13 protein-coding genes and 3 tRNA genes are annotated in these 15,211 nt (G+C 67.9%); 6 read left to right on the plus strand and 10 right to left on the minus strand.

All coding sequences use genetic code 11. The annotated features are described in order from the left end of the window. Positions 1–5 precede the first annotated feature (5 nt). Positions 6–929: a glycosyltransferase family 2 protein gene (locus tag CTB96_RS19835; protein ID WP_110128702.1), complete on the plus strand. Its 924-nt coding sequence runs from the start codon at positions 6–8 to the stop codon at positions 927–929. Then, positions 926–2,122: a glycosyltransferase family 4 protein gene (locus CTB96_RS19840; RefSeq protein ID WP_110128703.1), complete on the plus strand. Its 1,197-nt coding sequence runs from the start codon at positions 926–928 to the stop codon at positions 2,120–2,122. The genes CTB96_RS19835 and CTB96_RS19840 overlap by 4 nt, the downstream gene beginning before the upstream one ends. Here the strand turns inward: CTB96_RS19840 and CTB96_RS19845 are convergent. Next, a complete protein-coding gene (locus CTB96_RS19845) occupies positions 2,097–3,245 on the minus strand; it encodes a GNAT family N-acetyltransferase (RefSeq protein ID WP_181397377.1) in 1,149 nt (382 codons plus the stop codon). The two genes, CTB96_RS19840 and CTB96_RS19845, sit on opposite strands and share 26 nt — an antisense overlap. 94 nt (positions 3,246–3,339) lie before the next feature. Beyond that, a complete protein-coding gene (locus tag CTB96_RS19850) occupies positions 3,340–4,875 on the minus strand; it encodes a DUF4082 domain-containing protein (RefSeq protein WP_110128707.1) in 1,536 nt (511 codons plus the stop codon). A gap of 407 nt (positions 4,876–5,282) precedes the next feature. Between CTB96_RS19850 and wecB the strand changes: the two genes are divergently transcribed. Next, positions 5,283–6,446, plus strand: coding sequence for a non-hydrolyzing UDP-N-acetylglucosamine 2-epimerase (wecB, locus tag CTB96_RS19855; RefSeq protein ID WP_110128709.1), 1,164 nt, complete (start codon positions 5,283–5,285; stop codon positions 6,444–6,446). Here the strand turns inward: wecB and wecC are convergent. The 4 genes from wecC to CTB96_RS19875 are packed head-to-tail and all read right to left on the minus strand — an operon-like array spanning position 6,443 to position 10,362. Further along, positions 6,443–7,699, minus strand: coding sequence for a UDP-N-acetyl-D-mannosamine dehydrogenase (gene wecC, locus CTB96_RS19860; RefSeq protein WP_110128710.1), 1,257 nt, complete (start codon positions 7,697–7,699; stop codon positions 6,443–6,445). The two genes, wecB and wecC, sit on opposite strands and share 4 nt — an antisense overlap. After that, positions 7,692–8,537, minus strand: a complete 846-nt coding sequence (locus CTB96_RS19865) for a WecB/TagA/CpsF family glycosyltransferase (RefSeq protein ID WP_110128711.1) — start codon at positions 8,535–8,537, stop codon at positions 7,692–7,694. The genes wecC and CTB96_RS19865 overlap by 8 nt, the downstream gene beginning before the upstream one ends. Positions 8,538–8,539: 2 nt before the next feature. Continuing rightward, positions 8,540–9,781 carry a hypothetical protein gene (locus CTB96_RS19870; RefSeq protein WP_110128713.1) on the minus strand — a complete coding sequence of 414 codons (1,242 nt, stop codon included), beginning with the start codon at positions 9,779–9,781 and terminating at the stop codon, positions 8,540–8,542. Continuing rightward, positions 9,778–10,362 (minus strand): acyltransferase, encoded by a 585-nt coding sequence (locus CTB96_RS19875; RefSeq protein WP_110128714.1) that lies wholly within the window; start codon positions 10,360–10,362, stop codon positions 9,778–9,780. Before CTB96_RS19875 ends, CTB96_RS19870 begins: the two co-directional genes overlap by 4 nt. 381 nt (positions 10,363–10,743) lie before the next feature. On the opposite strand from CTB96_RS19875, the gene CTB96_RS19880 reads away from it, so the two are divergent. The 3 genes from CTB96_RS19880 to CTB96_RS19890 are packed head-to-tail and all read left to right on the plus strand — an operon-like array spanning position 10,744 to position 13,782. Beyond that, positions 10,744–11,460, plus strand: coding sequence for a hypothetical protein (locus tag CTB96_RS19880; RefSeq protein WP_110128716.1), 717 nt, complete (start codon positions 10,744–10,746; stop codon positions 11,458–11,460). A 43-nt stretch (positions 11,461–11,503) separates the two neighbouring features. Next, positions 11,504–12,757 (plus strand): MFS transporter, encoded by a 1,254-nt coding sequence (locus CTB96_RS19885; RefSeq protein WP_110128718.1) that lies wholly within the window; start codon positions 11,504–11,506, stop codon positions 12,755–12,757. Continuing rightward, positions 12,754–13,782: a TolB-like translocation protein gene (locus CTB96_RS19890; protein ID WP_248283510.1), complete on the plus strand. Its 1,029-nt coding sequence runs from the start codon at positions 12,754–12,756 to the stop codon at positions 13,780–13,782. The genes CTB96_RS19885 and CTB96_RS19890 overlap by 4 nt, the downstream gene beginning before the upstream one ends. Before the next feature lie 21 nt (positions 13,783–13,803). Here the strand turns inward: CTB96_RS19890 and CTB96_RS19895 are convergent, their stop codons facing one another. The 4 genes from CTB96_RS19895 to CTB96_RS19910 all read right to left on the minus strand — a co-directional run bounded on the left by CTB96_RS19895 (position 13,804) and on the right by CTB96_RS19910 (position 15,091). Further along, a complete protein-coding gene (locus tag CTB96_RS19895; protein WP_110128720.1) occupies positions 13,804–14,595 on the minus strand; it encodes a transglutaminase-like domain-containing protein in 792 nt (263 codons plus the stop codon). Positions 14,596–14,723: 128 nt separating this feature from the next. Then, positions 14,724–14,796 (minus strand) — tRNA-Phe (locus tag CTB96_RS19900). Between the two features lie 68 nt (positions 14,797–14,864). After that, positions 14,865–14,941: transfer RNA gene (locus tag CTB96_RS19905), tRNA-Asp, on the minus strand. 77 nt (positions 14,942–15,018) lie between these two features. Further along, positions 15,019–15,091: transfer RNA gene (locus CTB96_RS19910), tRNA-Glu, on the minus strand. Positions 15,092–15,211: the final 120 nt, after the last annotated feature.

The following is a 15,211-nucleotide window of genomic DNA, read 5'->3' on the forward strand; positions in this document are numbered from 1 at the left end:
GGGGAATGGCGCAGAAAACGCCGGTGGCCGTCGCTGTGATCGTCGTCACATTCAACAGTCACGGTCACGTGGACGGCTTTGCCGACTCGCTCCGGCAGTCCCAGGTGGACGGCCCGCTGCGGCTCGTGGTGGTGGACAACGCCTCCACCGACGGCACCCTCGGCAGGTTCCGGGAGGCAATCCCCGATCTGAACGGGATCCCCACCACCTTGGTCGACACCGGCAGAAACGCCGGCTATGCGGCCGGAATGAATGCCGGCATCGCGGTTGCCGCCGAGAGCGACTACGTGCTGCTCCTGAATCCGGACATCCGGTTGGAACCGAGCACGATCCGGAACCTGCTGCACGAAGCGCGGGCCTCAGGGGCGGGCATCGTGGTGCCACGCCTCCGGGACGCCGACGGTTCGCTCCGTCTGTCGATGCGCCGGGAGCCGAGCGTGTTGCGGGCCTGGGGGGAAGCGCTTCTCGGCGGCCGCCTGGCCGGGAGATACCCCAGGCTCGGCGAGATGGAGACGCGCCGGGTCTTGTATGACGGCATTGCCGAACCCGACTGGGCCACCGGGGCGGCGATGCTGATTTCACGCGCCTGTTGCAGTGCGGTGGGCCGGTGGGACGAGTCCTTCTTCCTCTACTCGGAAGAGACCGACTTCGCCCTACGCGCCAGGGACGCAGGCTTCCCGCTTCGCTTCACGCCAGCGGCGGAGGCCGTGCACTTCGAGGGCGATTCGCACCAGTCTCGTGCGCTCTATTCGCTGCTCGTACGCAACCGCGTGAAGCTGTATCGGTCACGGCACAGCGGGGCCAGCACGCTACTCTTCCGCGCCGGTGTTTTTGTCGGAGTGGCTCTGCGCGCGGCCGACCCGACCAGGCGGGCAGCCGCATTGGCCCTGCTCGGGCGCACCAGCCTGGTAGCCGGTCCAACATCATGATCCCCGGCCGGCCGGCGGTGCCGTTGCGTATCCTCTACAGTTTTCCGCACACCCTGGGCGCCCCCGGAATCGGCATGACAGCGCTCAACCAGGTGAGTGGCCTGCGGGCGGCAGGCGCCGATGTCACGGTCGTCTGTACCGCAGTCGACGCGTCGGTGGGTGCATTCACCGCCGCGCGCACGCTGACCGTTCGGGGGCATCGACTGCCCCACCGAGTGTTCGGCAGCGCCGACGCGGCCTTCCGCTATCACGACCGGCGGGCGCGGGCGATGCTGGCCTCCGGCGCCTACGACGTCGTGCATACTTGGCCGCTCGGGGCTCTCGCCACCCTACGGGCAGCGCGTGCGCGCGGTGTGCTCGGCACCAGGGAGGCACCGAACTCGCACACGGCGGCTGCGTACGCGATCGCCGGTGCGGAGTCTCGCCGGTTGGGGCTGACAATGGATGGCTCGGCGTCGCACCGACCGAATCCGCGACGACTGGGCAGGGAGCTCGAAGAGTATGCGGCGGCTGACCTGATCTTGGTGCCTTCCGAACATGTCCGGCAGTCGTTCCTCACCGCCGGGGTGCCGGACACGAACCTCGCCCGCCACCAGTACGGGTTCGACCCGCTGAGGTTCACCCCCGCTGGCCGACTCGACAGAGCCGAGCGCGCATTCACCGCGGTCTTCCTGGGCTCAGCCGAACCGCGGAAAGGCCTGCACTACGCCCTCGAGGCTTGGCACAGCTCTGGCGCTGCCACGTCCGGCACGCTGCTGGTCGCCGGGAGTTTCGCGCCGGGGTACCGGGAAACGCTGCGCCCCTTGCTCGTGCACCCCAGTGTGCGGGTGCTGGGCTTTGTGAATGACACCGCGGCCCTGTTGCGAAGTGCCGACGTGCTGTTGTTGCCGTCGTTGGAGGAAGGCAGCGCCCTGGTCACCTACGAGGCACAGGCCTGCGGCTGCGTTCCCCTGGTGTCGACGGCATCCGGTGCGCTGGTCACGGACGGTGTGGAGGGACTGCTGCACGGCCCAGGAGATGTGGCGGCACTCGCCGATCAGATCCGACGGGTGTCCACCGACGCGGCCCTCCTGGCGGCCCTGCGCACGAACGCCATCGCGGGGTCCGCCGGAAAGACTTGGGCGGCGGCGGGTGAGCGCATGCTGGCGGTCCTCGTGGCGGCTCGGATCAGTCTGCGCCCCGGCGCTCCGTGAGCCGGGCTCGCCAGGTTCGCCTGAGCCGGGTCGCGAATGAGCGGTTCCGCAGGAGACGATAGGCCATCCGGTTGACCGTGGCCAACAGGGCGACGAACTGCCCGGTGAGCAAGGGACGGACGCGGGCAGCCAGCACGATCACGTCGCGCTGTTCGACGCTCTGGCTCGCGTAGCGTTCCTTGTACTCTGCGTAACCGTGCCCGAAGTCGACGACGGCGACGGTTGGGTCCTGGCAGAGCTCGTCGAGCATGGCGTGCAACACAAAGGTGCCGACCCCGTCCTTTGTATAGCGTGGGTCGAAGCCGGGGGTGTCGACGGAGAAAGTGTCCCCGTGCTGGTTTCCCCACCAGAACGCCGCAGGAGAACCATCGATATGCAGCATCCAGACCCGCAACCAGCCCCGTTCGAAGGACAGCGTGGTTAGCGCGCGGCCGAGCGCGGACTCGCTGGCGCCGACGCCGAGGGCGCGCTGATAAGTGGTCCGGGCGACGGCCTCGATCTCGCCGAGCACCCGCTCCAGCTCCACCCGGTCCAGCCGGATGACCTCGACGCTGTCGTACGTCCGGCGTAGCCGCCGGCTCTCGTAGTGCGCTTTCTTGCGTGCCTTGACGGAGCGCCCTTCCAGCAAAAGGTCGAGGGTATCCGGCAGTGTGACGAGCCAGCGGCGAGTCGCGGCGATCCCGCCGATTCGAGTGACGCGAGCGGACCCTGCTACGGCGGCGCGGTGCAGCGCAGACTGAAGGCCGACCTTTTGCAGGATCACGGCATCGGCACGGCCGCTCCGCAGCGTCGAACGTAGGGCGAGTACGGCGGCGGCAAGGTCGTCCTCCGACTGCGCCCCCAGGATGCCATCGAAGGAGACGACGACGGTCTTCAGGTGCGGGCGCAGGAGTTCGGTGTATCCGACGGTGACCGGGAAGACATGTCGTTCGAGCCGGGCGACGATGATCATCGCCGGCCGTCCGGGACGTTCCACCGAGAGAACGTGGGGAGCGATGACGCCCGGAAGATGGGCGACAACAGCGAGGAAATAGTCGATGTCCGCGTCGAGATTCGACACGGACATCGACTGCCACAGTGGGCGCAGCGCTTCGACCTGTTCGGTGGTCGTCGCGACGGTCACGCCGGACTGCGCGCCCCCGATGGGCGTTGTGCCCCGCGCCCGCATCACAAGCGAGCGGGCGCGGGGGTCGGGACCTGGCGGCGAGCCCGATCAGCTAGTAGGCGAGGTTCGCCCCCTTGGTCTTGCCGTCCGCGGTGTACGCGTTGTTGCTCCAATTGACGACTCCAATCGTGCCGAGGTGCGCGTACGGACCGTACACTCCCACGCGATCGGAGAACTTGGTCCAGAACAGGTTGTTCGTGAAGGTGATGCCGCCGCCGCCGCCCATGAGGGCGTAGTTGCCACCGGCGATCACATTGTGGTCTACCACGATTCGACCGGCTTCGTCAGGGAAGGACAGCGATGCCGTCATGCCGCCGTTGACCCAGAGTTCCACGGTGTTGTCCCGGATCAGGCCGGCGGAACTGATGCTGTTCACCGGGTAGTGCAGGGCGTCGTAGTGCACGTCGGCGCGGTCGACGAAGTCGTGGATCCAGTTGCCGACGATCTTGGCGTCCGCGCCGTAGAGGCTCAGTCCGTCTCCGGCGATCCAGGACACGTTGTTCCGTTCGAAGCTGACCGAATCACCGACCAGCTTGGCCGCGGAAACCGGGGCCTTCGTCCAGTCCGTCGCCGAGAGGCCACGGATGTTGTTGTCCAGGATCTTGACCCGGTCACCCTCGACATGGATGGCGGCCTGGTCGTAGGAAATCGCGGTGGGGCCGGCGATGTCGTTGCCCTGGATGGTGACGTCGTTGGCCTCGATGCGGAGGCCGGCCGGGATGACCTGGTTCTTGATCACGGTGCCATCGGTGGTGATGGTCATGGGCCCGGTGTACTTCTGGGTCGGAGTGAATCCGGCCGCGGCGGGCCCGGTGTTGTTCGCGCCGGCGAACGATCCGGCCGGGCTCGGCGCCGGGGTCGGCGCCGTGGTCGGAGTCGGCTTCGGGGTGCTGGTCGGCTGAGGAGCCGGGGCCGGCGTCGCGGTCGGTGCCGGTGACGGCGCCGGCGCCGGCGCGGCCGGGGGAGCGGTGGTGGCAGTGGGGGCGAAGACCACGTCGACCCAGTAGCCGGAGGACTTCCAGCTGTCGGCGGGGAAGGCGGTGGAGGCGCCGTACTTGTACGTTCCGCTGCCGTTGGCCACGGACAGGTGCGATGAGCTCGACGCCGGCACGGTGAGGTTGGTCGTGGCCGCGTATCGACCGTTCGGAGCGTGGTACGAGGCGACGTAACGCTTGCCGGCGGTCACGGAGACGGGCTTGGCGAACTTCACGGTCTGCCAGCCGCTGGCCGACTCAGAGGTGAAGGTGGCAGTGGCGAGTTTGGTACCGCCGGAGGTCCACAGGGTACCGGTGTGGGTGCCGGTGTTCTCTGCGGTCTTCCAGTAGCGAACGCCCTGGACCTGGCCCGAGGACTTGGCGGTGAAGGTGGTGCCCAGTTCAACGCTGTCGCGGTCGCTGTCGACGACGGCGCCCTTCGGAGCACTGGTGCCCCACAGCGTGCTCGTGGTGCTCGCGGTCGCTGCGGCGACCGGTAGTGCCAGTGCGGGAGCGGTTGCGGAGCCGACGACGAGAGCGAGGGCGGTTGCAGCGACGAACGCCGCTCTGGTGATGGCCGAACGCGGCCGGGTATGGGACAAGTGGTATTTCATGGTGCGTCTCCAAGTACTGTCGAAAAAAGGACCCAGAGAATGTAGGGATTCAAAGTTCCAAGAGAGTGGCGGTAGAGCCCCCCAAGTGCGCCGCCGGAAACCCCATCCTTACATTGTGAATCGGCCGAATCCAAACCTGCGCAGAAGCCTGAACCATTCTCGACAGGTGCCTGTGAGGAAAAATCAACACCCAGAATGGGGGATATCTTCGACCGGTACTGAGGAATTATCGTGTTCTTGTTGGAACGCGTGTCGCGTCGTCGACGCACCGATTCGGGCGGTGCAGGTGATGTGGTTTTCCGCGCCGGCAGGGCTAGCCGCCCATCTGAGAACGAACCGTGCCACACAGCAGCCAGCATCGTCTCATCTGGGATTGTGCTCCCGAAGGATGAAGCATTGGGGTCTCGATGCGCAGGATTCTCGTGGTCTATGGAACGAGGCCGGAAGCCATCAAACTGGCCCCGGTGCTGCACGCCCTGGACCGCTCGAGCACCCTCGAACCCGTCGTGGTCGTGACCGGGCAACATCGATCGATGCTCGATCAGGTGAACACTCTTTTCGGGATCCGACCGCAATATGATCTCGACCTGCTCCAGGGCCGACCGAATCTGGCCGGGATCACTGCTCAAGTGGTTGAAGGGCTCGGCCCGATCCTCGACGACCTCAGCCCGGACCTCGTGGTCGTGCAGGGTGACACCAGCACCGTGTTCTCCGCTGCGCTCGCCGCCTTCTATGCGCGCATCCCGGTCGCCCACGTCGAGGCGGGCCTGAGAACCGGGAACCGCTACGATCCGTTCCCCGAGGAGATCAACCGGCGCCTCACGACAGCCCTCGCTTCGCTCCACTTGGCGCCCACCCCGACGTCCCGCGCGAACCTGCTGGCAGAAGGAGTACGGCCGCAGAGTATCCACGTGACCGGGAACACTGTGATCGATGCTCTCCTGGACGTCACCTCGCGCCACATCACTCCGCTCAACCCCGCCCTCCTGCCGGTGCGTTCCTTCGAACGGGTTGTGCTCGTGACGAGCCATCGCCGGGAGAACTGGGGCGCGCCGATGGTGCGCATCTCCACCGCCGTCGCGCGGCTGGCCCACGCCTTCCCCGGTGTGTTGTTCGTGCTGCCGGCCCACCTGAACCCGACCGTGCGCAGTGCCCTGTTGCCCGCCCTGGTCGGGGTTCCCAATGTCCTGGTCACCGACCCGTTGGACTACACCGACCTCGCCTACGTGCTCGGCGTGTCCTGCCTCGTGCTCACCGACAGCGGAGGGATCCAGGAGGAGGCTCCCAGCCTGGGAAAACCAGTCCTGGTGCTGCGGGACACCACGGAGCGGCCGGAGGCCGTCACCGCCAACACGGTGCGCCTGGTCGGAACAGACGAGAACCGGATCGTGGCCGCCGCCACCGAGCTGATGACCGACCCGGTCGCGTACGAGATCATGGCGCGAGCCGTCAACCCGTACGGTGACGGTCACGCGGCCGGCAGGGTCGTCGGTGCCATCGAACACTTCTTCGGCACCGCCGAGCGCCCGGAGGAATTCGCGGCGGTAACGGTGGACGATGTGAGGGCCTAGCGCCAGGCGCCCCGGGTGTCGAAAACCACCCGGCCCTCGAGCCGTGTCTTCGGGATGCTCGTGAACTGGTCGTGGTCCACCAGGAGCACGACGATATCGGCGTCGTCGATGGCCGCAGAGAGGCCCTGCAGTCGAACGTTCGGTCTCCCGGCCAGATCGCCGGGGAGGTCCTGGGTGAACGGCTCCACCACCCGGATGTCGAGGTCGGGGTGGGCGTCGGCGATGGCTACGACGACATCCACCGCCGGGCTCTCCCGCATGTCGTCGACATTCGCTTTGAACGACAGGCCGAGGCAGGCGACCGTCGGTTCCCGGAACCTGGAGGCCTTGTCGCCGACCTGCTGTGCCACGTGCAGCGGCTTGGAATCGTTGACCTCGCGAGCGGTGCGAATGAGGTGGGCGAGGTCGGGAGCCGCTCCCACGATGAACCACGGATCGACCGCGATGCAATGCCCGCCGACGCCGGGACCAGGGCTCAGGATGTTCACCCGGGGATGGTGGTTGGCGAGCCGGATGATCTCCCAGACATCGAGCCGCAGCCGCTCGCTGATCAGCGAGAGTTCGTTGGCGAACGCGATGTTGACGTCGCGGTAGGCGTTCTCGACCAGCTTTGCCATCTCGGCGCTGTCGGCATCCGTTGTGAGGATCTGGCCCTGGGCGAAGACCCGGTAGAGGGCGGCGGCCTGGTCGGCGCACCGGCGGGTGATTCCACCGATCACGCGATCGTTGGTGATCATCTCGATCATGATTCGCCCGGGCAGCACCCGCTCAGGGCAGTGCGCAACGCAGATGTCGCTCAGACCGTCGGCTTCGTGCGGGAATCGCAGGTCGGGCCGGAGCGCGGCAAGCCAACGGCTGACCTGATCCGTGGTGCCGGGCGGCGAGGTGGATTCGAGCACCACCAGATTGCCCGGGGTGAGGTTCGGAGCGATCTGGTCGACCGCGGCCCGGATATAGGACAGATCGGCGGAGTGGTCATCGAGGAACGGTGTCGGCACGGCGATGATGAAGGCATCCGCCTGCGGCACCACAGTGCTGGCCGTGAGCCGGCCGATGCTGACGGCACCGCTCACGGCGATCGCGAGGTCGGGTTCGACGAATGGCACCCGACCTAGCGAGACCGCCTCAACGATGGCCTCGTTGATGTCAACGCCGGCGACCTCGATGCCGCGAGTGGCGAGAGCCACAGCGGTGGGCAGGCCGATGTAGCCGAGGCCGAGGATTGCGACCTTCCCGGTGAACGTGTTATCCATCTGCTGGGCCGTCCGTCTCTGTTCGTGTGCCGGATTTCGGCCCGTCGACGCTGTAGGTCGTCGTCGGGTGGATACGCTCCCGCACGGTGAGTGCGATGAATGCGGTGTTCGTGAACAAATACCGGTTCCAGAGCCGGCCCGGCTCCTGCAGCAGGCGATACGCCCACTCGAAGCCCAGCCGCTGCCAGGCGTCCGGCGCGCGGCGGGTGACCCCGGCCAGGACGTCGAAGGACCCGCCGACGCCGTGCAGGAGTGGCACGTCGAGCTCCGGCCCGAACCTGGCCAGGAAATTCTCCTTCTTGGGGGAGCTGATGCCGAGGAAAAGCATGTCGGCGTGGCTGTCGGCGATGTCGGCGGCGACGCTTGCGGCTTCATCGTCGCTGAAGTACCCGTCCCGGCTGCCGGCGATGACGAGCCGGGGGTAGTTCTCTCGCACCCGGTTCAGCAACTGTACGAGCACCTCAGGCCTGGCGCCGAGGAAATACACCGAGCGTTGTTCCTCGTTCGCCGATTCGAGGAGCCGTTCGAAGAGATCGATCCCCGCGATCCGCTCCGGCAGGGGGCGGCCGAGAATGCGGCTGGCCCAGATCACCGACTGGCCGTCGGCCAGCAATACGTCGGCCTCGAGCAGGGAACCGCGAAGCTCTGCATCCCGCCTCATCTGCACGATCTTGGCGGCGTTGACCACTCCGATCAGGAACCGCATGTGCTCCTCGGTGCCGTGGTGGGCACGTTCGAGCACCTCTGTCATCGTCAGTGCGTCGATTTCCAGCCCGAACAGGGGCTGCCGAGTGCCCCCTGAGCGTCCCTGATGGTCGGCGGTGTACTTGTGCGGCATGGTCAGTCGCCGGTTTCTGGGGCCGGAGCGTTCGTCTGTCCTGGGCCCCAGGCGTAGACGAGCCAGCCGAGTTCGTAGGGGCGGCACTCGTGGTCGATCCGGTTGGCCGGCAGCATTGCGTCCATGCCGGGCAGGTGCCAGTCCGGGCGGATCGAGGTCGTCACCGCGGAGAGCTTTCGCGCGGCCTTCGCGGGCTCCCGGCGGCCGACCTTGCGCCAGACCTGCGCCCAATGGGGGGAAACGAGATCGTCGAGCACCTCCGGGTGGCGCTCCAGCCAGTGCAGCCCCAATCGGATGGCGTCACCATGGTCGTCGCCTCCGGCCGCAGCCAGGTCACCCAGCGCCATGGGGGCCATCGCGTGCTGGTGCACGCTGTACACCGGGTAGCCCTCGACGACGGTGCCCAGGCGTGCGTCATAGTGCCACCACCACTGGCCGGCGGGTCCTTGCAGGGTGCAGATGCGACGCGCGGCCACGTTCGCGGCCGTCAGAGCGACCGAGTCGTCGGTGAGTCCGGCCAGTCGGGCGAGAGCCTGGATCGGGTACACCTGGTCGGCGAAACAGCCGATGTGAGCTCGCCAGCGCCCCAGCGACCTGGCCGGCAGGGCGTGCGGAAAGATCCCGGTCGGCCCCTGTGCGGCCAGGAGGCGGTCGCGGGCCAACTGCGCGATGCGTCCGGCCAGCCGGCTGCCCGGCTGCCCACCCGACTGGCCCGCGACTGCCGCGGTGAGCATCCACGCGACATCGACCGTCGGCAGCGGATGCGCGCCGGTGAGCAGTCTCTCGAGGCGCTCAAGCAAGCCGTTGTCCGGTGCGCCGCCGGCTTCGGCGGCGGCCCACGCCGCGAGGGCAACAGCACCGGGGTCGGCATCGTGCCTGGCTTCCGCAGACACCGCGCCGACCAGCCCCGGTAGGCCGAGAGGACCGAGCACCCTGTTCTGGTCGGCGCTGCCCAGTCTGGCCAGGCCCAGGGCGACGATGGCGGCGTAGCGCAGGCTCTGGCCTTCTCTGACCAATTCGATCCGTTGCGGCCCGCGCACTGCGCGCATGGTCTGGGCGAATCTGCCGCCGGCAATGAACGATGCGGACAGTCCGCGCACGGCGAGCTCCACCAGGGCGTCCACCTGCGGAGGACGGCCGCCCGGGGCGTCGGCGTGCGCGGCGGGTTTCGTGGGGGGCGGGGTGGCGCCGCCCGGGTCGGGCAGGGCCTGGTGCGCTGCGGATGCGGGGGAGGGGATGGTCATTGGAGTGTCAGCTGCCCGTCGTGTTCGAGGTAACGCTCGCCGGTCACCGGGCAACTGAACTCTGCGGCACTCTCTCGCCGGAGCGGCATACCGCTGCGACCCACCCAGCCCACCTGTCGAGCGGGAACACCGCGCACCAGGGCGAAATCCGGCACGTCCCTGGTGACAACGGCCCCGGCCGCCACCATGGCCCACCGCCCGATTGTCACCGGGGCGACGCAGACCGCACGGGCTCCGACTGACGCACCCGTGCGCACGGTGACACCCACCAGCACCCAATCGTGGGCCGACTTCCTCGAGCCGTCCACGTTGATCGCTCGCGGGAACTGGTCGTTGGTGAAAACGGCGGCGGGGCCGACGAACACTCCGTCCTCCAGGAGGGCGGGTTCGTAGATGAGCGCGTAGTTCTGCACTTTGCAGTTCTTGCCCAGAATGACGCCAGGGCCGATATAGGCGCCGCGACCGACGATGCAACCGGGCCCGAGCAGGGCGTATTCACGTACCTGGCCGAGGTGCCAGATGGCACTGCCGGGGCCGATCACGGCCGTGGGGTCGATGTCGGCTGAGGTTGCGATCTCCATCAGCGCGCCCGGGCCCGGTCTGGTCGGGTGGTGCGCACGGACGTGCCGATGCTCGCTTGGAGGAGGGTGTTGGGGGTTAGAGGTACAGTCACGGTGATTCCCTGCAGTTCGGGTGTACAGGTTGCGTCGGGTGGTCCGCCACCCGGAAACCGTGTTGCTTCCGGACGGGGAAGGTGCCACTAACTGACGATCTCTCAGCTTGGTACCACCAGAACATACTCGGTTGGGTAGGGGGCCGCTGTGACCCGTTCGGGGGCGAGTAATGCCGCCCCGGTCGGCAGTTTTGCGCCCCGATACCCCGCGAACGAGGGTCGCAGGGCCGGAGCGACCCGGCTACTGTCTGCAGCGACGCCGCCGAGTCGATCGAGAGGGGGTCTGCCGTTGAGCGCATCCACTCGCCGCCGCGGGCTGCTTGTCGGCGTGGTGCTACTGGGCGCTGCGGCCGTCGGTATTGTCGGCGCCGCCTTCTGGCCCGTCGGCGGCCATGATGTGGCCGGCGGACCGGTGTCGACGGAAGCCGTCGCGACCGAGACACCGGTACCAGCCGATTCCGGCCCCACGGAAACGCCCCGAGCCGGCGAGGATCCCGCCGCAACGCCAGACCCCAGAGACGGCGACGCCGTGACGGCGGAACCGCCAACCGGTGACGCCGCGGCAGGTCCGGATGCCGGGGCCGAAGTGCTCCCGCCGGTCGAGTCCGACCCCGGCGTGCCCGCGCTGCCGCCGTCCGATCCGATTCCCCCCTTGCTGCAAGCGCCGGCGCCGGACACTGCAACGGCAGAGGGCGCACTCGTCGACGGATTCCCCACGTTCCTCACCCCAGCGCCTTCGTCCACGGTGGCGGCGTCGATGGTGGCCTCGGAGGGTGCCAATGTGCAGGCCGCATTCTCGGCCACCAGCACCAACACCGTCGAGGCAGTGCAGGACTACTTCGACGGGATCTTCGCAGCACTGGCCCTGCATCCCACCCAGGCTCCGGCCGTCGGCGGGTCGACAGCCTGGGCGTACTCCCGGGGTGCCGAAAGCGTCACGGTGACGCTGACCCCGACAGCCGGGGGTTGCGACTACTCGATCCTGGCCACCCTTGTCGCCGTCTGACCGCCCGCCCGGCCGTCGCGGCGGGGCCTGAGGGCAGGCGAGCATGTACATCTCCTTCGCGGACCGCGGTGGGTCCCCGCGCCGACGCGGTGCCGGCGCCACCCGGGTGTCTTCTGTGGTCGTGACACTGGGTGTGGTCAGCCTCCTCACCGACATCTCCTCGGAATCCGTCGCAGCGATCCTGCCGCTCTACCTCACCACGGTCATCGGGCTGTCGCCGATCGCGTACGGCGTGATCGACGGGCTCTACCAGGGGGTCAGCGCGATAGTGCGCATCTTCGGCGGCTGGGCCGCCGATCGCACCGAGCGACCCAAGTGGGTGGCGGTTTTCGGGTACGGCATTTCCGCCCTCGCCAGGATCGGGTTCCTGCTGGCCACGGGTTTCAGCGCCATCGTCGCCATCGTCACGGTCGACAGGCTGGGCAAGGGTCTCCGCACGGCGCCGCGGGATGCCATGATCACAGCGGCATCCGTGCCGGAGAACCTCGGCCGGTCCTTCGGTGTCCATCGAATGCTCGACACCGTCGGGGCCGCGGTCGGACCGTTGTTGGCGTTCCTGATCCTCCTCGTGCTGCCGACCGGGTTCACCACGGTTTTTGTGCTCTCGCTGGGGTGTGCGCTACTCGGCCTCGTCGTACTCGGCCTTCTTGTGCCGGGCAGGACTGGCGCCGCTGTGCCGCCCGCCGTCGGTACGACCCCCGTGCGACCGGCCTTCAGCTGGCGGGCGCTTGCCGATCCGGGGCTGCGGCGAGTGCTCGTGGTCGCCGGGCTCTGCGGCCTGTTCACGGTCGGCGACGGGTTCGTCTACCTGGCGCTTCAGGCCAGGACTGATTTCGCTGCGACCTGGTTCCCGCTGCTCTACGTCGGCACGAATGTGGTGTTCCTGGCCTTGGCGATTCCGCTCGGGCGTCTGGCCGACCGGTGGGGGCGGGCGCGGGTGTTCGTGGCCGGGCACGCCGCCCTCGTGGCGGCCTACCTGTGCGCGGCAGTTCCGATCGGAACGCTACTGCCGACGCTTGTCTGCCTCGTGCTGCTCGGGGTCTTCTATGCCGCAACCGACGGCGTGCTCGCCGCTCTGGCGGCCCAGTTCGCCCCGGCGGGATCCACGGCGACGGGCCTTGCCGGTGCCCAGACGGTTGTCGCCCTGGCCCGGTTCCTGGCGTCCACTGTTTTCGGTGTGCTCTGGTATTCGGTCGGCTCAACGGTGGCGCTGCTCGGCTTCGCCGCGGCGCTGCTCCTGATGCTTCCGGTGGCGGCGTTCCTGCTGCGCACCCGGAGCTCGCCGGGTCACCGGTGAACCGGCGAGCCATCGTCGCGGTCTGCGCCGCGGCCATCCTCGTGGCGGTGGCGGCGTACGCCGCCACCGAATACCTGGGCTACCGCGCCAGGCAGGCTGCCCCCAGCGAGGTCGACACCATCGCGGCGGAGCCCGGAGCCGAGGTCGGCGCTGGGGACGGTGCCACGATCGTTTTCCGCAACACCGCACAGGGGGCCGGCTACGGCCAGGTGGCGAGCGTTCCGCTCGGCGATCCGGCCGGCGTCCGCACCCTGGCGCCGGTGGCCTGTGACCGGATCGATTCCACGGGATCGGCCCGGCTCTGTCTGAGCATCGACAGGGGAGTGGTGACGACCTTCACCGCCACCCTGTACGACGGTCAGTGGCGCCCCCAGCAATCCTGGCCTCTGCCCGGCGTGCCGAGTCGCACCCGGTTTTCGGGGGATGGGGCGTTGGTTGCGTTCAGCGCGTTCATCACGGGGGAGTCGTACGCCACCGTCGGTTTCTCAATCGCCACCACAATCGTCGCGTTGCCGGGAGCGGCGCCCGCGGAGGCAGTCAACCTCGAGGACTTCGCATTCTCGGTGGGCGGGCAACCCGTGACCAGTGCCGACCGTAACTTCTGGGGTGTCACGTTCGCCGCCGGTGACACGTTCTATGCCACCGGGGCGTCAGCCGGGCGAACCTGGCTGGTGCGTGGAGACCTGAAAACGCGCACTCTGGTCGCGATCCGGGAGAACGCCGAGTGCCCGTCGCTGTCGCCGGACGGCACCACAGTGGCTTACAAGACCCGGATCGAGGGAACACCGCCGGGGCAGTGGTCGATCGCCGTGCTCGAGCTCGCCACCGGTCGCCAGACGGTGTTGCCGGAGCAGCGCAGCGTCGATGATCAGCTGGAGTGGCTGGACGACTCCACCGTGCTCTATGGCCTGCCCAGGACGGATGCGGCGGGAGACAGCGACGTCTGGTCGGTCGCGGCGAACGGGACCCAGGCGCCGGTCCTGCTCATCGAACACGCCTGGTCGCCGGCCGTGCTGTGGCCGTGACCGGCGCCGGGAGCTGCCGGCCTAGCGCAGTCGGGCGAGTTGGCTCACATCATCCCGGGGCAGCACATCGGCGACCGCCGTGACGGTGAGCACATTCAGCAGCACGGCAGCTCCAGCCGAGGACAAGAACGCGGTGTCGGCTGCATCCCGCCCGGTCGCGATGCGCATCAGCGACTGGCGCGGCGCGAGCCCGGTCGCATCCACCACCTGCCAGGCGCCGTCGAGGTACGCCTCGGCGACGGCGTGGAAGTCCATCGGGGACAGGCCGGGCGCGTAGACCGACACCAGCCGGGCCGGAACGTCGTGAGCGCGGAGGAACGCGATGACGAGGTGGGCATAGTCCCGGCACACGCCTTGCCGGGCGAGCAGGGTGCGCACGGCGCCGTCGGTGGGCAGGCTGGCCCCGGGCACATAGCTGAGGTGCCAGCCCACCCAGGAGGTGATCCCATCGAGCAGCTCGGTGCCGGTGAGGCCGCGGAATTCGGCCTGGGCCGTCGCCCAGAGATGATCGGACTCGCAGTACCGGCTCGGCCGGAGGTAACGCACGATGTCGATGTCGCTCACCTCGGGGGCTGCGGACTCTCCGGTGACCTCCACCGTGTAGTCGATGTCGATCCGGCCGGCCTGCACCGAGATCAGCTGCAGCCGGGTACCGTGCTGGTCGAGGGTCTCCCGGTAGGGAAGCTGCACGCCGTTCTGCAGGATGGTCAGCAGCTCTGTCGCGCTCGCATCCGCGGCCACGGTGACGGACAGGACCAGCTCGGCGGGCCCGAGGGCCTCCAGCTCGAGATGTGCGGATGCGGAGCGCTTCATGCCCAAATGGTCGCATACATCCGCGAACTGTGAGAAAAGCACCAGATGTGGCTCGTTTTCGGTGCTTAGCTCACGGTTCGCGGGCACAAAAAATGGCCACCTGCGGTAGAAGCCCGCAGATGGCCAAGTGGCCCCGACCGGCGTCGATCCGGTGACCTTTCGATTTTCAGTCGAACGCTCTACCAACTGAGCTACAGGGCCAGAAGGCAGCTGAGTGAGTTGCCCTCTGTAAGGAGAAAAGCCCCTTCTTTCGAAAGGGCTTGTCGCCTTGGCGACCCTGACCGGACTTGAACCGGCGACCTCCGCCGTGACAGGGCGGCGCGCTAACCAACTGCGCTACAGGGCCTCATGATGAGACTTTCGTTCTTGTGTTGCTGTCTTGCTGTCTTACTTTTCGTGCCGAGTACAACCTACAGTATTGCGTAGCCCCAACGGGATTCGAACCCGTGTTAACGCCGTGAAAGGGCGCCGTCCTAGGCCGCTAAACGATGGGGCCGAACTCCCGGAGGCCTGATGACTTCCGACGCATAACTATAAGGTGAGAAAGCGCCTGAGTTCAAATCGGCCGCACGGCGCCGGACGTCATCGGTGCCCAAACGGCCTGAGATCCGCGTGT

Origin of the sequence: Cryobacterium arcticum (assembly GCF_003185895.1) — a bacterium.
GTDB lineage: Bacteria > Actinomycetota > Actinomycetes > Actinomycetales > Microbacteriaceae > Cryobacterium > Cryobacterium arcticum.

Coding starts and splice junctions, on each gene's coding strand:
- CTB96_RS19835 (WP_110128702.1), top strand. CDS start 6: ATGGCGCAGAAAACGCCGGTGGCCGTCGCTGTGATCGTCGTCACATTC.
- CTB96_RS19840 (WP_110128703.1), top strand. CDS start 926: ATGATCCCCGGCCGGCCGGCGGTGCCGTTGCGTATCCTCTACAGTTTT.
- CTB96_RS19850 (WP_110128707.1), bottom strand. CDS start 4,875: ATGAAATACCACTTGTCCCATACCCGGCCGCGTTCGGCCATCACCAGA.
- wecB (WP_110128709.1), top strand. CDS start 5,283: ATGCGCAGGATTCTCGTGGTCTATGGAACGAGGCCGGAAGCCATCAAA.
- wecC (WP_110128710.1), bottom strand. CDS start 7,699: ATGGATAACACGTTCACCGGGAAGGTCGCAATCCTCGGCCTCGGCTAC.
- CTB96_RS19865 (WP_110128711.1), bottom strand. CDS start 8,537: ATGCCGCACAAGTACACCGCCGACCATCAGGGACGCTCAGGGGGCACT.
- CTB96_RS19870 (WP_110128713.1), bottom strand. CDS start 9,781: ATGACCATCCCCTCCCCCGCATCCGCAGCGCACCAGGCCCTGCCCGAC.
- CTB96_RS19875 (WP_110128714.1), bottom strand. CDS start 10,362: ATGGAGATCGCAACCTCAGCCGACATCGACCCCACGGCCGTGATCGGC.
- CTB96_RS19885 (WP_110128718.1), top strand. CDS start 11,504: ATGTACATCTCCTTCGCGGACCGCGGTGGGTCCCCGCGCCGACGCGGT.
- CTB96_RS19895 (WP_110128720.1), bottom strand. CDS start 14,595: ATGAAGCGCTCCGCATCCGCACATCTCGAGCTGGAGGCCCTCGGGCCC.